The sequence below is a fragment of the Pseudacidovorax sp. 1753 genome, from assembly GCF_040544975.1.
In the GTDB taxonomy this organism is placed as follows: Bacteria; Pseudomonadota; Gammaproteobacteria; order Burkholderiales; family Burkholderiaceae_C; genus Xenophilus.
Genome location: NZ_JBEPKY010000005.1, coordinates 52,609 through 67,551, shown reverse-complemented (window position 1 = coordinate 67,551; position 14,943 = coordinate 52,609). Strand labels below are relative to the sequence as shown.

General features: G+C 70.9%; 14 protein-coding genes. 8 read left to right on the top strand and 6 right to left on the bottom strand.

Going from position 1 to position 14,943, the window contains the following annotated elements; translation table 11 throughout:
- Nucleotides 1-189: 189 nt before the first annotated feature.
- Genes ABIC63_RS07495 through ABIC63_RS07475 form a run of 5 tightly spaced genes read right to left on the bottom strand, consistent with a single transcriptional unit; the run spans nucleotide 190 to nucleotide 4,493 of the window.
- Complete coding sequence (locus ABIC63_RS07495) at nucleotides 190-1,005, bottom strand: SDR family NAD(P)-dependent oxidoreductase (protein WP_354319258.1); 816 nt, start codon at nucleotides 1,003-1,005, stop codon at nucleotides 190-192.
- Between the two features lie 40 nt (nucleotides 1,006-1,045).
- Nucleotides 1,046-1,867, bottom strand: a complete 822-nt coding sequence (locus ABIC63_RS07490; protein WP_354319257.1) for an enoyl-CoA hydratase/isomerase family protein — start codon at nucleotides 1,865-1,867, stop codon at nucleotides 1,046-1,048.
- A 17-nt stretch (nucleotides 1,868-1,884) separates the two neighbouring features.
- A complete protein-coding gene (locus ABIC63_RS07485) occupies nucleotides 1,885-3,039 on the bottom strand; it encodes a thiolase family protein (protein ID WP_354319256.1) in 1,155 nt (384 codons plus the stop codon).
- On the bottom strand, nucleotides 3,036-3,467 hold the full coding sequence (locus ABIC63_RS07480) for a Zn-ribbon domain-containing OB-fold protein (RefSeq protein WP_354319255.1): 432 nt from the start codon (nucleotides 3,465-3,467) through the stop codon (nucleotides 3,036-3,038). Before ABIC63_RS07480 ends, ABIC63_RS07485 begins: the two co-directional genes overlap by 4 nt.
- 42 nt (nucleotides 3,468-3,509) lie before the next feature.
- On the bottom strand, nucleotides 3,510-4,493 hold the full coding sequence (locus tag ABIC63_RS07475) for a Bug family tripartite tricarboxylate transporter substrate binding protein (protein WP_354319254.1): 984 nt from the start codon (nucleotides 4,491-4,493) through the stop codon (nucleotides 3,510-3,512).
- 170 nt (nucleotides 4,494-4,663) lie between these two features.
- On the opposite strand from ABIC63_RS07475, the gene ABIC63_RS07470 reads away from it, so the two are divergent.
- Genes ABIC63_RS07470 through ABIC63_RS07445 form a run of 6 tightly spaced genes read left to right on the top strand, consistent with a single transcriptional unit; the run spans nucleotide 4,664 to nucleotide 11,868 of the window.
- Nucleotides 4,664-5,479 (top strand): IclR family transcriptional regulator, encoded by an 816-nt coding sequence (locus ABIC63_RS07470; RefSeq protein WP_354319253.1) that lies wholly within the window; start codon nucleotides 4,664-4,666, stop codon nucleotides 5,477-5,479.
- 59 nt (nucleotides 5,480-5,538) lie between these two features.
- Complete coding sequence (locus ABIC63_RS07465; RefSeq protein ID WP_354319252.1) at nucleotides 5,539-6,684, top strand: acyl-CoA dehydrogenase family protein; 1,146 nt, start codon at nucleotides 5,539-5,541, stop codon at nucleotides 6,682-6,684.
- A 15-nt stretch (nucleotides 6,685-6,699) separates the two neighbouring features.
- On the top strand, nucleotides 6,700-8,829 hold the full coding sequence (locus ABIC63_RS07460; RefSeq protein ID WP_354319251.1) for an acetate--CoA ligase family protein: 2,130 nt from the start codon (nucleotides 6,700-6,702) through the stop codon (nucleotides 8,827-8,829).
- Nucleotides 8,826-9,935 carry a CaiB/BaiF CoA transferase family protein gene (locus ABIC63_RS07455; RefSeq protein ID WP_354319250.1) on the top strand — a complete coding sequence of 370 codons (1,110 nt, stop codon included), beginning with the start codon at nucleotides 8,826-8,828 and terminating at the stop codon, nucleotides 9,933-9,935. Before ABIC63_RS07460 ends, ABIC63_RS07455 begins: the two co-directional genes overlap by 4 nt.
- Nucleotides 9,932-10,924 (top strand): NAD(P)H-dependent flavin oxidoreductase, encoded by a 993-nt coding sequence (locus tag ABIC63_RS07450; RefSeq protein ID WP_354319249.1) that lies wholly within the window; start codon nucleotides 9,932-9,934, stop codon nucleotides 10,922-10,924. Before ABIC63_RS07455 ends, ABIC63_RS07450 begins: the two co-directional genes overlap by 4 nt.
- Entirely contained in the window at nucleotides 10,921-11,868 is a 948-nt protein-coding gene (locus tag ABIC63_RS07445) for an NAD(P)H-dependent flavin oxidoreductase (protein WP_294372199.1), read from the top strand. The genes ABIC63_RS07450 and ABIC63_RS07445 overlap by 4 nt, the downstream gene beginning before the upstream one ends.
- A 24-nt stretch (nucleotides 11,869-11,892) precedes the next feature.
- On the opposite strand, the gene ABIC63_RS07440 is transcribed toward ABIC63_RS07445, so the two are convergent.
- A complete protein-coding gene (locus ABIC63_RS07440) occupies nucleotides 11,893-12,936 on the bottom strand; it encodes a substrate-binding domain-containing protein (protein WP_354319248.1) in 1,044 nt (347 codons plus the stop codon).
- 139 nt (nucleotides 12,937-13,075) lie between these two features.
- On the opposite strand from ABIC63_RS07440, the gene ABIC63_RS07435 reads away from it, so the two are divergent.
- Complete coding sequence (locus ABIC63_RS07435; RefSeq protein WP_354319247.1) at nucleotides 13,076-13,933, top strand: SDR family NAD(P)-dependent oxidoreductase; 858 nt, start codon at nucleotides 13,076-13,078, stop codon at nucleotides 13,931-13,933.
- A gap of 8 nt (nucleotides 13,934-13,941) precedes the next feature.
- Nucleotides 13,942-14,937 carry a Bug family tripartite tricarboxylate transporter substrate binding protein gene (locus ABIC63_RS07430; protein WP_354319246.1) on the top strand — a complete coding sequence of 332 codons (996 nt, stop codon included), beginning with the start codon at nucleotides 13,942-13,944 and terminating at the stop codon, nucleotides 14,935-14,937.
- Nucleotides 14,938-14,943: the final 6 nt, after the last annotated feature.

The window sequence follows — 14,943 nt, the reverse complement described above, 5'->3', positions numbered from 1 at the left end:
ACACCTCTGTGCATCGAACGCCGATGGCCCGCAAGACCGGCTGCACCCAAGGTGGTGAGGAGGCGGCACCGCGATGGATGCCGCAAGACAGGCAAGTGGGTTCAACCCTTCCCGCGGACCCGGAGGCGTCTTGCACGCGGGCCGGATCATAAAGGGCGGGCCGGCGGCGGGCCGCCGCCGCCCTGCCCCTCAGACCATCGCGAAGCCGCCCGAGGCGCCGATGGTCTGCCCGGTGATGAACAGCGCCCGGTCCGAGGCCAGGAAGGCCACCAGCCCCGATACGTCGTCCGGCCGCGACAGCCGGCCCACACCCTTGGAGATGGGGTAGATGCCCAGCATCTTGGCCAGCAGCTCGTTGTTCTGCGGCGTGGCGTCCACATGCAGCGGGCCGTCCTTGATGCCCTCGTGCGAGACGGCGCCCAGCGCGATGGAGTTGACGGTCACCGCATGGCGGCCATGCTCCTTGGCCAGGGCCTTGGCAAAGCCCGCGATGGCCGCCTTGGCGCCGGAGTAGACGGCCATGTTGGCCTCGCCGATGCGCCCGGCCTCGGAAATGATGTTGACGATGCGCCCGCCCTTGCGCGCCACCATGCCCGGCAGCACCGCGTGGCAGCAGTGCAGCGTGCCGTACACGTTGAGGTTGACGATCTTGGCCCAGTCCTCCACCGGCATGTCGACGAAGGCCGGGGTGCGCCCGCCCTTCTCGCGCCGCTCGGGAATGATGCCGGCGTTGTTGACCAGGATTTCCACCGGCGCATCGAAGTGGCTCGCGGCCTGGTCCACCATGGCGCGCACCTGCCCGGCCTGGGTGATGTCGGCTGGCGCGGCCATCGCTTCGCCGCCCTGGTCGCGGATCTCGGCCGCCACCGCCTCGGCGCGCGGCGCGAACAGGTCGTTGACCACCACCCGCGCGCCCTCGCGGGCCAGCTCGATGCAGATCTGACGACCCACGCCCTGGCCGCCACCGGTGACGAGCGCGACGCGGCGCTCCAGATTGAGTTTCATGGTTCTTCCTCGTGAATGATGGAAATGGAAGGGCGGCGCTTCAGCGGCCCTTGAAGACAGGCGCCCGCTTCTCGACGAAGGCGCGCATGCCTTCCTTGCGGTCCTCGCTGTCGATCAACATGGCGGCGGCATAGCGCTCGTATTCCAGGCCACTGTCCAGGTCGGTCTGCATGCCGCGGTTGACCGCGCGCTTGATGAAGCGGATGGACAGCGGCGGCATCGCGGCCACGGTGCCGGCCAGCTTCATGGCCTCGGTCATCAGCTCGGCGCCAGGGCAGACCTGCGTGACGAGGCCCATCTGCAGTGCCTGGGCGGCGTCGATCTGGGCAGCGGTGAACATCAGGTGCTTGGCGCGCGCCTCGCCGATCAGCCGCGGCAGGCGCTGCGTGCCCCCGGCCGCCGGCAGGGCGCCGATGCGGGCCTCGGGCAGGCCGAACTTCGCATGGTCGGCCGCGATGCGCAGGTCGCAGCACAGCGCGATCTCCAGCCCGCCGCCGAGCGCCACGCCGTTGATGGCGGCGATGACCGGCTTCTCGAATTCCTCGATGTCGCGCAGCAGGTCGTGCGTGGCCTTCTGCGCGACGAAGAAGTCCGTGGCGCTGATCTGGTGGTCGGCACGTTCCTTGATGTCGGCGCCCGCGCAGAAGGCGCGTTCGCCGGCACCGGTCAGCACCACGGCGCGCACGCGCTCGTCGGCCCGGGCCAGCTGCAGGAAGGCCTGCGCCAGGTCGGGCTTCATCGTGCTGCCGATGGTGTTCATGCGCTCGGGGCGGTTGAGGGTGATCACGGCGACATGGCCCTGCACTGCATAGGTGAGGGTGCCGAGTTCGACGTGGTCGGGGGGCGTGGTGGTCGTGGTCATGCGGGTGCCGCTCCTTTTCAGGCGCCGGGTGCGGAAAGAACGTGGGCGATGGCCACCGAGCCCAGCCCGATCATGTGGGCCATGGCCCAGCGCGCATGGCTGTGCTGGCGCTCGCCGGCCTCGCCGCGCAGTTGCCGGGTCAGCTCGGCGATCTGGCCGATGCCGGTCGGCCCCAGCGGATGGCCCATGCCGATCAGGCCGCCCGAGGCATTGATGGCGCAGCGCCCGCCGATGCGCGAGTCGCCGCGCATCAAAAAGCTCGCGCCCTCGCCGGGCGGGCACACGCCGATGGCCTCGCTGTAGAGCAGCTCCTCCACCGAGAAGGCGTCGTGCAGTTCGAGCAGGTCCAGCGTCTCGGCCGAGATGGCCGCCTGCTCCAGCGCCGACTGCGCACTGCTGCGCACCAGGTCGACGGCGGCCTGGCCGTAGGCAGTCTCGGGCGTCTCGCTGCAGGCAGTGGAGGCCCGCACGCGCACGCAGCGCCTGGGGTCCAGGCCCAGCCGGCGCAGGGCGCGGCCCGAGACCACGATGGCCGCCGCCGCGCCTTCGCCGCGCGGGCAGCACTGCTGCACCGTCAGGTCGCCGGCCACGCGCGGCGAGGCCAGCACCTGCTCCAGCGTGCGCGGCTTGCGGTACTGTGCATAGGGGTTGCGCGAAGCGTTGCCATGGTTCTTGACCGCCACCTGCGCCATCGAGGCCACATCGGCGTTGCGCTCGCGCAGGTAGGTGCGCGCCATCATGGCGAACTTGACCGGCGGCACGTTGGCGGTATCGCTCAGGTGCGCCAGGCCGTCCTTGTCGGCGGCGCGGCGGCCGTCGCCGTGCTTGTCCACACCCACGGCCAGCACCACGTCGCTGACGCCACGCGCCACTTCGAGGCAGGCCTGCCGGAAGGCGAAGGAGCCCGAGGCCGAGGCGTTCTCGACCTGGGTGACGGCCAGGCCGGTCGAGCCTAGGTGGCGCAGCATCACCCGCCCGGCCGCCATGCCGATGGAGGTGGTGCCGATGTAGGCGCTGTTCACCTGCGGCCAGGCCAGGCCCGCGTCGGCCAGGGCCTGGCGCACCGCGGTCAGGCCCAGGTGGGTGTAGGGCGTCTCGGTGGGGAACTGGTACGCATGCATGCCGATGCCGGCCACGTACACGCCGTCGTTGTCGTCGATCCACGCGCTCATCGCTGGGCCTCCGTCGCCGGCACGAAGCGGCAGTCGAACACCTCGCCCTCCGGCAAGGGATGAGCCACCGCGCGCAGCGGCATGCCCACGCGCAACTGCGACTCGTCGGTGGTGGCCATCACCCCTTCCTCGATGGGGCCGTCCTCGCCCAGGCGGATGTCGGCGGCGATGCGCGGCACTTGCATGCCGGGCAGCAGGGGCACATGCAGGGTCACGAACTCCAGCAGCGTGCCGTTGCCGGGGCGCGTGATGCGCGCGGCGTCTTTCATCGGGTCGCCGCACTGGCTGCAGCCGGGCGCGTCGGCCGGAAAGGCCAGGTGGCCGCAGGCCGGGCACTGGGCGAAGACGAAGTCCAGCGATTCGCCGTCGGCGGCCAGCTGGTAGAGCGTGGGATGGCGGGGCTGGTAGCCCCGCAGGTCGAGGGTCATGAGAGTCCTAGGGATGAAAGAGCAAATGGGAGGCAAGGCCGGTCAGTCGACCTTGGCGCCGGAGTTCTGCACCACCTCGCGCCAGCGGGTCATCTCCGACTTGACGAAGGCATCGAGCTTCTCGCCGCGCATGCCGCGCATGGGCAGGCTGCCGTTCTTCTCGCTGATGGCCACGAACTCGGGGTCGACGATGGCGGCGGCCACGGCATCGGACAGACGCTGCACGACCGGGGCCGGCGTCTTGGCGGGCACGAAGACCGCGCCCCAGGCGGTGGAGTCCGCGCCCGAGATGCCCAGTTCGCCCAGCGTGGGCAGCTGGGACACGTTCGCCAGTCGGGTCTTGCTGGTCACCGCCAGGGCCTTGAGCTTTCCGGCCTGAACGAAAGGCATCACCACCGCCGCGTAGTCGAAGGCCAGGTCCAGGTTGCCGGCGATCAGGTCGGTCAGGGCCGGGCTGCTGCCCTTGTAGGGCACATGGGTCAGCTTGGTCCCTGTCGCAGCCTGGAACAGCTCGGCCGTGAGGTGCGTGCCGGTGCCGGCCCCGGCGGAGCCGAAGTTCAGCTTGCCCGGGTTCTGTTTCGCATAGGCGACCAGCTCGGGCACGGTCTTGAAGCTGCGGCTCGGGTTGATGACCAGGACCAGCGGCGACTCCGAGATGCCGTGCACCGCCACGAAGTCCTTGACCGGGTCGTAGCGGATGTTCTTGTAGAGCGCCAGATTGGCGCCATGGGTGCCCTGGGTGCCATACAGGAAGGTGTAGCCATCGGCCGGCTGCCGCGCCGCGTACTCGGCGCCGATGGAGCCGCCCGCACCCGGCCGGTTGTCCACCACCACCTGCTGGCCCAGCTTGTCGCCCACCTTCTGCGCCAGCACGCGGGCCGTGTTGTCGGTGATGCCGCCGGGCGGGAAGGGCACGACGAAGGTCAGCGGCTTGGTGGGCCAGGCGTCGTCGGGTGCGGCGCTGGCGGGGCCGTGGGCGACGAGCGCCGCGAGGGTCAGCGCGAGGGCGTGGAAAGCGCGTTTCATGGATGTCTCCGGTTGCTCTTAATATTCGGTATGCCGTAGACTACTTCAACACCTCGTAGAAAAGCAAATCGAAATCGATGAACTCACAGCGCAACCACGGAAAGTCAGCCAGACGCCGGAACCGGCACGGTCTGTACCATCGTGTTTTTCTACGAAATATCGGAGAGGCGATGCCCACCCTTGTCCCCGCCGCTGCCCGCACCATGACCCTGCTGGAGGTCTTCGCCCGCGAGAAGCGGGAGCTGTCCAACTCCGACCTGGCCCGACTCATGGACCTGCCCGAAAGCAGCTGTTCCGACCTGCTACACACCCTGCACGAGCTGGGCTACCTGCTGCGCACGGCGCGCAGCCGGCGCTTCTATCCCACGGCCCGCCTGCTGGCCGTGGCCAAGGAGATCTCGGCCAGCGACCCGCTCTATGCCGTGGGCGCCGAGGCCTGCGAACTGCTGCGCGACCGCACGGGCGAGACCGGCCTGTGCGGCCGGCTGGAGAACGGCATCGTCAAGGTGATCGCGCTCAGCGAAGGCCGCCATCCGCTGCGCTACATGCAGCACGTGGGCGACAAGCTGGCGTTGCACGTCTCGGCGCTGGGCAAGGCCATCCTGTCCATCGGCACGCCCGAGGAGGCGGCGCGCCAGCTGCGGCTCAAGCCGCTGCGCAGCCTGGCCTCGGGCACGCTGACCGACTTGGCCGCCCTGGAGGCTCAGGTGGCCAAGGCCCGGGAGCAGGGCTACATCTGGGTCGAGAACGAAGGCAGCGAAGGCCTCACCGCCGTGGCCGTCGCCGGCCAGATCGGCGGCGAGGCCATCGCCCTGTCGGTGGCCGGCCTCACCGACCGCATGCGCGCCCAGCGCACCCTGTGCATCGAGGCCCTGCAGGAAGTGCAGGCCCTCGTCTTCCGCAAACACGCGGCCGTGGCCGAAGCCGCGGCGTCCGCCGAATCCCCAGCGCCCGCACCTTCCAAACGAACCAAGGCCCGGGCTTAGCGCCACCCCGGCACGGCCCCCAGGCCGGCCATCCATCCGACCACCCAGGAGACAAAACCATGTTCACCCTTTCTTCCGAGCAGACGATGCTGCGCGACAGCATCCGCCGCTTCATGAAGGCCGAGATCGCGCCCATCGTGTCGCGCCACGACCAGGACCGCACCTTTCCCTTCGAGGTGCTCGGCAAGCTGGCCGAGTTCGGCTACCTGGGTGGGCGTCTGCCGGAAGAAGAAGGCGGCATGGGCATGGACCAGCTCACCTGGGCCCTGCTGATGGAAGAGGCGGGCTATGCCTGGCTGTCGCTGCGCACCATCCTCAACATCACCAACGCCGCCATCAACAAGCTGGCCCAGGAAGCCACGCCCGAGCAGAAGGAGCGCTTCCTGCGGCCGCTGCTGGCCAATGAGCGCCGCTGCTTCAGCGCCATCAGCGAGCCGGGCACCGGCTCCAACATCGCGCAGGTGCAGACCCGCGCCGACCTTCAGGGCGACCATTACGTGCTCAACGGCCGCAAGCTGTGGATCACCAACGGCGCCTTCGGCGACTTCGGCATCGTGGTGGCCCGCACCTTCAGCCCGGACTGCGAGGGCCAGCTGTCCACCTTCCTGGTCGAGCGCGACGTGTCGCCCTTCGAGGTGCGGCGCGTGGACACCATGGTGCTGCGCAGCACCGGCACCGCCGAGCTGAACTTCGACAACGTCCGCATCCCGCGCGAGAACCTGCTGGGCGAGGAGGGCAAGGCCCTCAAGAAGATGCTGATCGGCCTGGACAGCGCCCGCGTCAACATCGCCATGGGTGCCGTGGGCGCGGCGCAGTCCGCGCTGGACCTGTCCATCGCGCATGCGCGCACGCGCACGCAGTTCGGCAAGCCCATCGGCAGCTTCCAGCTGGTGCAGAAGCTGATCGTGGACATGACGATCCGCGTCGAGGCCGCCCGCGCGCTGGGCCTGCGCGCCGCCGCCGCGCTGGATTCCGAAGGCGAGGCCCGCACGGCCGCCTCCATCGCCAAGCTCTATGCCACCGAGGCCGCGCACGAGGTGGCGAGCATGGCGCTGCAGGTGCACGGTGGCCTGGGCTATGCCACCGACTATCCCATCGAGCGCATCTTCCGCGACACGCGCGGCGGCACCATCCCCGAAGGCACGACCGAGGTGCAGACGCTGATCGTCGGCCGCGAGATCCTGGGCATCTCGGCCATCGCCTGAGCCGCAGGAGCACGCATGACGACCTCCACCCACCGCGCCGACCTGGCGCGCCTGATCGACCCTGCCTGCATCGCCCTGGTCGGTGCCTCCGACCGGCCCCACAGCATCGGCGGCCGCACGCTGACCAACCTGATCGACCACTCGACCATCCGCGGCGAGCTGTACCTGGTCAACCCCACCAAGACGGAGCTGCGCGGCCGACGCTGCTGGCCCAGCGTCGCCGCGCTGCCGCAGACGCCCGATGTGGCCATCATCGCGGTGCCCGCGGCCGGCGTGCTGGCCGTCGCCGAGGAATGCGCGGCCCGCGGCGTGCCCTTCCTGGTCATCCTGACCTCCGGCTTCGGCGAGGCCGGCGCCGAAGGCGAGCGCGCCCAGCAGCGCCTGAAGGAGATCGCCGACGCCGCCGGCATGCGCATCTACGGGCCCAACTGCCCGGGCCTGTGCAACATCAACGCCCGGCTGGGCATGACCTTCTCGCCCTCCTTCCCGCACGACCTGGTGCCCGGCCCCATCGGCCTGGCCACGCAGGGCGGCGGCCTGGGCCGCAACGTCATGCAGGCCATGGAGCGCGGGGTGGGCATCGGCCTGTGGGCCTCCACCGGCAACGAAGTCGACCTGCAGGTGGCCGACTTCATCCACTACATGGCGACGGCGCCGGACATCAAGGTCATCGTCACGCTGCTGGAGGGCATCAAGGACGGCCCCCGGCTGCTGGCCGCCCTGCAGTGCGCCGCCGACAACGGCAAGCCCGTCATCGCGCTGAAGGTGGGCAAGTCCGAATACGGCCAGCGCGCCGCCCAGTCGCACACGGCGTCGCTCACCGGCTCGGCCGAGGTGAACAGCGCGGTCTTCCGCCAGTACGGCGTGATCGAGGTGGACGACATCGACGAGCTGGTCGACACCGCCTGGCTGTTCGCCCGCGCGATGCCGCCGGCGCAGGAGGCCATCGGCATCTACTGCTCCTCCGGCGGCACGGCCGCGCTCACGGCCGATGCCGTGGGCACCGCCGGCCTGAAGCTGGCCGAGTTCGCGCCGCACACCCGCGAGCTGCTGCGCAGCCGCCTGCCCGACTACGCCGCCATCGACAACCCGGTGGACACCACGGCCGCCATCCTGAGCGATGCCGACCTGATCGAGCAGACGCTGGGCGCCGTCACCACCGACCCCAACCTGGGCTGCGTGCTCGCGCCCATCGCGCTCGAATACGGCGCGACGACGGTGAGCCTGGCCCACACCATCCGCGCCGCGCAGCAGCAAAGCCCCACGCCCATCATCCCGATCTGGATGAGCGATCGCCTGGGCGAGGGTTACAGGCTGCTCGTCGAGGGCGGCTTCGCGCCGCCGCGCTCGGTGGGCAAGGCCCTCAAGGCCGTGCAGCGCTGGACGGAGTGGGGCCGCTGGCAGCGTGCCGGCGGGCTGGGCGAGCCTCGCAGGCCGCTGCCCGCGCCCTCCGCGATGCCGGCGACGGGCACGGTGCGCAATCTCTCGGAGCTGGAGGCCAAGCAGCTGCTGGCGCAGTCCGGCATCGCGCTGCTGCCTGCCGCCGTGGCCGCCACGCGCGAAGAAGCGCGCCGCATCGCCGACGGCATGGGCTATCCGGTGGTCGCCAAGATCGCCAGCCCGGACGTGGTGCACAAGTCAGACATTGGCGGCGTGAAGGTAGGGATCGGCGACGGTGCCCAGGTCGAGCTGGCCTGGGACGACATCATGGCCTCGGTGCGCCACCACAAGCCCCAGGCGGCCATCGATGGCCTGCTGATCGAGAAGATGGCTCCGCGTGGCGGCTTCGAGCTGATGGTGGGCGTCACGCGCGACCCGGTCTTCGGCCATGTCATGACCTTCGGCCTGGGCGGCATCTATGTGGAACTGCTGCGCGACGTCACGCGCCGCCTGCTGCCGCTGCGGCCCGCCGATGCCCGCGCCATGGTGCGCGAAATGCGCTGCTACCCGCTGCTGCAGGGCGCGCGCGGCAAGCCGCCCGCCGACGTGGCCGCGTTGGAGCGGCTGTTGCTCGCCGTCTCGGACTTCGTCATGGCCCATTCGACAAGCCTGGAGGAGATGGACCTGAACCCGGTATGGGTGGGCAGCGAGGGCGAGGGCGCGCTGCCGCTGGATGCCGTCATCGTGATGCTGGAGAGCGAATGAAGAGCGAACCCGCTCCGCCGCTCGCCGGCATCACCGTGCTCGACTTCAGCGAGCTGCTGCCCGGCCCCTTCTTCACGCAGATGCTGGCGGAGATGGGCGCCGAGGTGATCAAGGTCGAACGTCCGCCGCATGGCGACAACGCCCGGCGCCTCGGGCCGGGCGGCTTCGAGGCCGTCAACCGCGGCAAGAAGAGCGTGCTGCTGGACCTGAAGGACGAGGCCGGCCGCGCCCGGGCCCATGCCCTGCTGGCCGGCGCCGATGTGCTGGTCGAGTCCTACCGGCCGGGCGTGATGGCCCGCCTGGGGCTGGACCATGCCAGCCTGCAGGCCGCGCATCCGCGCTTGGTCTATGTGTCGCTGAGCGGCTATGGGCAGCATGGGCCCTGGGCCCAGTTGCCGGGCCACGACATCAACTACCTGGCGGCGGCGGGCGTGATGGCGCTCTCCGGCGAGCCCGGCGGGCCACCGGCGCCCGGCTTCGGCCTGCCGGCCGCGGACCTGTGCGGTGCGATGTATGCGCTTTCAGCCACGCTGGCGGCCCTGCTGCAGCGCCAGCACAGCGGCCTGGGCCAGCACCTGGACGTGGCCCTCGCGGATTGCGCCCTGCACTGGATGACGCCGCGGTTGGGCAGCTTCCGCGATGGCGGAACCACCACGCTGGAGGATCAGCGAAGCGTGGCGCTGGTCAAGCCTGCCTACGGCATCTTCCGCTGCCGCGATGGCCGGCACCTGTCGGTCGCCGCGCTGGAAGACCACTTCTGGGCGCGCCTGTGCGAGGTGCTGGACATGGGCCCCTTCGTCGATGCGCGCTACCGCGGCTTCGCGGCACGCAAGGCCGAGGCCGAAGGCATCAATGCGCGGCTGGCCGCGCAGGTCGCGGCGCTCGATGCCGATGCGGCTTTCGAGCGCATGGCACGGGCCGACCTGCCGGTCGCCCCGGTGGTGGCGCCGACGGAGCTGGCCGCCACCGCGCAGTTCGCCGGGCGCGGCCGCTTCCTCGGCAGCGAGCCGCTGGCGGCGGTGCCCTTTCCCGTGAACCTGCGCGGGGTCGACCCGCGGGCGCTCGCTGGCGCCCCGCGCCTGGACAGCGCCGGCACTGCACCGTGACGCCCGCCCTGCTGCAGACCCGGCTGACGCAGCTGTTCGGCATCCGCCATCCGGTGCTGGGCGGCGGGCTCATGTGGCTGTCCGATGCCGCGTACGTGAGTGCGCTGGCCCGGGCCGGCTGCATGGGCTTCCTGACGCCGCGCTCCTTTCCGGGCGAGGCCGAATGGCGCGCCCAACTGCAGCGCTGCAGCGAGCTGGCCGAGGGCCACGCCTTCGGCGTCAACCTCACGCTTTCGGCCCGGCCCGAGGCCAACGCCGACGTCCCGCGCTGGCTCGACATGGCGCTCGCTCATGGCGTGCGCCATTTCGAGACGGCGGGCTACGGCCCGCAGACGCTGATCGAGACCATCCATGCCGCGGGCGGCGTGGTGATCCACAAGGCCTCCAGCCTGCGCCATGGCCTGGCCGCGCAGGCCGCTGGTGCCGACTCGATTGCGCTGGTGGGCATGGAGGAGGGCGGCCATCCCGGCATGAACGAGTTGCCGACCATGCTGATGGGCGCACTGGCGCGCGGGCGCATCAGCGTGCCGCTGGTGCTGGGCGGCGGCATCGGCCACGGTCGCCAACTGGCTGCCGCACTGGCCCTGGGCGCGGACGGCGTGCTCATGGGCAGCCGCTTCCTGGTCTGCGAGGAGATATCGGCGCATCCGGCCTACAAGGCGCACCTGGTGGGTTGCGACGAGCACAGCACCGTTCGGCTGCTGCAATCGCTGGGCAACACCTGGCGCGTGCTGCGCAACGAGACGGCGCGCCAGATCGAAGCCATCGAACGCACGGGCGTCACCGACCACGCGGCCTTCGGCCCGCTGATCGCCGGACGCCTCGCGCGCGACGCCTGCTACGAAGGCGGCGACTGGCAGCAGGGCATGCTGTCCCTGGGCCCCGCCATCGCCTTCGCCCACCGCATCCAACCCCTGGACGCCATCGTCGACGAGTTCCTGGCCCAGTGCCGGGACGCGATGCGCGCCCTTCCAGCACTTCTGCCATGAACTCCTCCCTGGACTTCCTCGGCCGCCTGGCCGTGCCCGTGATCGCCGCACCCATGCTGCGCGTGTCGGGCATCGAGCTGGTGTCCGCTGCCTGCCGCAGCGGCGTGATCGGCGCCTTTCCCACCGCCAACTGCCGCTCGCTCGACGAGCTGGACGCCTGGATGTCGCGCCTGGACGAGGAGGCACGCGCCGGCGGCGACACGGTGGCACCGTACTGCCCCAACCTGATCATGCGGCGCGACCCGGCCAAGGTGCGGGCCGAGGTGGACCTCATCGCCCGCCATGGCGCGCAGCTGGTCATTACCAGCGTGGGCTCGCCGTCGTCGGTGGTGCCGGTGCTGCACGACGGCGGCTGCCGGGTCTTTGCGGACGTGGCCTCGCTGCACCATGCGGAGCGCGCCATCCAGTCGGGCGTGGACGGCCTGGTGCTTCTGACCGCGGGTGCCGGCGGCCACACGGGCTGGGCGAATCCCTTCGCCTTCGTGCGCGCCGTGCGCCGCGTGTTCGACGGCCCGATCGTGCTGGCCGGCGGCATGGCCGACGGCGTGGCCCTGCGCGCCGCCATCACGCTGGGCTGCAACCTCGGGATCATGGGCACGCGCTTCATCGCCGCGCAGGAGAGCCTGGCCAGCGAGGGCTACCGCCAGATGCTGTGCGATGCGGACATCGACGACGTGCTGCTGACGCGGGCCTTCACCGGACTGCCGGCCAGCTTCCTGCGCCAGTCGGCCGAGCGGCTGGGCATCGACGTGAACACGCTGGACGAAAGCGTGTCGGTCGAAGAGGCACGCCGCCGCTGGGGCGGCGGCTCGGAAGGCGCGGCCAGCCAGCGCTGGACCGACATCTGGAGCGGCGGCCACACGGTGTCGGCCGTGCGCGAGGTGCAGAGCGTGGAAGCGCTCGTGCGGCAGCTGCGGGCGGAGTACAAGGGCGCGGCGCGCTGAGCCGTGCGCATGGCCGGTCGCGATTCAGCGGCGCCGGCCGGCAGGCTTGGCCTCGTCGCCGAGCGGGACGACGGAGTCCCGCTCTTCATAGCGCAGCTCCACCCGCTCGCGCCGCGCCGGCAGGCCCGGCTCGGCAATGCGGTCCACGAGCAGCCTGGCGAGCCACCGCGCCGCATCCGCCATGTCGATGGTCAGCACCGATACCGCAGGCTCATGGTCGCGGGCGAAGGCCGTGTCGCCGATGGCGACGATGGAGACATCCTGCGGCATGCGCAGGCCGCGCGAGGCCACCGCGCGCAGGGCGCTGTTGAGCATGTGCGTGCCCTGCACGATCAGCGCCGTCGGCCGGCCGGGCCGGGCCAACAGTTCCGCAATCTCGTCGAAGGCGGAGGCCGTCACGCTCTGCGCCTGCACGATCAGCGCGGGCACCGGCAGGCCCGCACCGGCATAGGCCGCCTTGTAGCCCTGGATACGCCGGCGCACGGGCCGCGTCTCGCCCTGCCACAGCACCAGCGCGATGGCGCGGTGGCCCAGCGCCATGAGCCGCTCCACCGCCGCCCGCACGCCGGCCGCATGGTCGATCACCACGCTGTCGTGCACGCCTGGCAGTTCGCGGTCGAAGACCACAGCCGGCATGGGCAGCGTCCGTAGCGCCTCGACGAGTTCGGGGCTGCGCTCGTTGCCGGGCGCCAGGATCACGCCGTCCATGCCGCGCTGCATGAACATCGACAGCGTGCGCAGCTCACGCTCCAGGTCGTTGGCGCCGTTGGCCAGCAGCGGCAGATAGCCCAGTGCCAGGAACTCGTCCTCGAGCGCGCGAAAGACCTGTGCATAGAGCGGATTGCCGATGTCCGGCAGCAGGCAGCCCACCGTGCGGCTGAGCCGCGAGCGCAGGGCCTGCGCGGCATGGTTGGGCCGCCAGCCCAGGGTGGCGGCGGCCCGCTCGACCTTCTCGCGCGTTGCCGCAGAAGCGCCCGCACCGTTCATCGCGCGCGAGGCGCTGCCCAGCGACACACCCGCCAGCCGCGCCACGTCGCGCAGGTCCACGCGTGCCTTGTCCGTCTTCATCCGGATACGTTTCCAGTCCACAGCATGGCTGCATCTTAGGTGACAGCAGTCGAGGGTTAGCGCTAGGCCGGAAACGTTTCCACCTCGGCACGATGCAGCCTTCCCGAAGCGTTGCAGACAACACAAGGAGCCATCCCCCATGTCCTCATCCGCCCCCGCCATCCAACCCGATGCCCAGCTCTACGACGAGGCGCTGGGCCGGTTGCGTCCATCGTCCGGCCGATTGGCGGGGCGCCGCATCCTCGTGGTGGGCGCGGGCCAGCGCGACATCGACGATCCGCAGCCGCCCGTGGGCAACGGCCGCGCCATCTCGCAGCTGTTCGCCCATGAGGGCGCCACGCTCACCTGCGTGGACATCAACCCCGCCGCGCTGGCGCAGACCTGCGCCCTGGTGCGCGAGGCCGGCGGCACCGCGCATGAAGAGGTGGCCGACGTGGCCGATGCCCAGGCCATTCCCGGTGTGGTCGAGCGCGCCGCCGCCCGCATGCAGGGCCTGGACGGGCTGGTGATGGTGGTGGGCGTGGCCAGTGGCCTCGCGCTCGACGCGCAGTCGGCCGAGGCATGGGACGCGGAGCATGCGGTCAACGTGCGCGCCTGCATGCTGTTCGGCCAGCAGGCGCTGCGGCACATGGCGCCGGGCGGCGCGATCATTCTTCTGTCGTCCATCGCGGCGCTGCGCAACTCCAGCTTCAACCCGGCCTACGAGACCACCAAGGCGGCGCAGGTCTCGCTGGCGCGTTCCATCGCGATGGCAGGGCAGGCCAAGGGCGTGCGCTGCAACAGCCTGCTGCCGGGCCTCATGGACACGCCCATCGGCCGCGCGGCCACGCGCCGCCGCACCGACCGCCTGGCCATGCCGCTGCCCTTCGGCCGGCAGGGCACGGGCTGGGAAGTGGCGCATGCCGCGCTCTTCCTCATGTCGCACGAATCGTCGTACGTCAATGCGCATGCGCTGGTGGTCGACGGCGGCCTGATCGGCGGCATCTCGCGCAAGTAGGAGCGGCCATGCAGCCTTCATCGCTTCGACGCCGGCAACTGGTCCTGGGCACGGCACTGGCCGGCATCGGTGCCCGCACGGCCCTGGCCGCGGGCGAGGCCTCGACCTATCCCGAGCGGCCGATCCGGCTCATCGTCGGCTTTCCGGCCTGCGGCTCGGCGGACCAGTCGGCGCGCCGGCTCGCCGACCAGATGTCACGCCAGCTCGGCAAGCCGATCGTGATCGACAACCGCCCCGGCGCCTCCGGCAACATCGCCGCCGCCGCGGCGGCCCGCAGTGCGGCCGATGGCTACACGCTGTTCTATGGCACCAACGCCACCCAGGCGATGAACGTCAGCCTGTACCCCCGGCTGGACTACGACCCCATCAAGGACTTCGTGCCCATCGCGCTGGAAGGCAAGGTCTACAACGTGATGTGCACCCACCCGGCCTTCCGCCCGGCGGATGTGGCGTCCCTGCTGTCGCAGGTGCGGGCATCGCCGGGCAGCCTGGCCGTGGCCACGCCGGGCAATGCCACCAGCGGCCACCTGTCTCTGGTGCTGCTGCAGCGCTCGGCCCGCGTGCAGTTCACCCATGTGCCCTACAAGGGCAGCGCGCCAGCGGTCACGGACGTGATCGGCGGGCAGGTGCCGATCCTGTTCGACAACGTGGCCGGCACCATCACCCACATCCGTGCGGGCAAGCTGCGCCCGCTGGCAGTGACGGCCGCCAGGCGCCTGCCGCTGCTGCCCGACGTGCCGACCTTCGAGGAACTGGGCCTGCGCGACTGCGTCATGGCGGCCTGGGGTGGCCTGTGGGCGCCTGCGGGCACGCCGGCGCCCATCGTGCAGCGGCTCAATGCCGAGATGAACCAGGCCCTGGCCACCGCCGCCGTGGTCGACCGCATGCGCGAGCTCACCGTCGAGCCCGTGGGTGGCAGTTCCGAAGCCGCCGCCGCCTTCGTCATCGAAGAAACCCAACGCTGGCGCGAGGTGCTCCACGCCGCCGGCATCCGACTGGACTGAACGAAC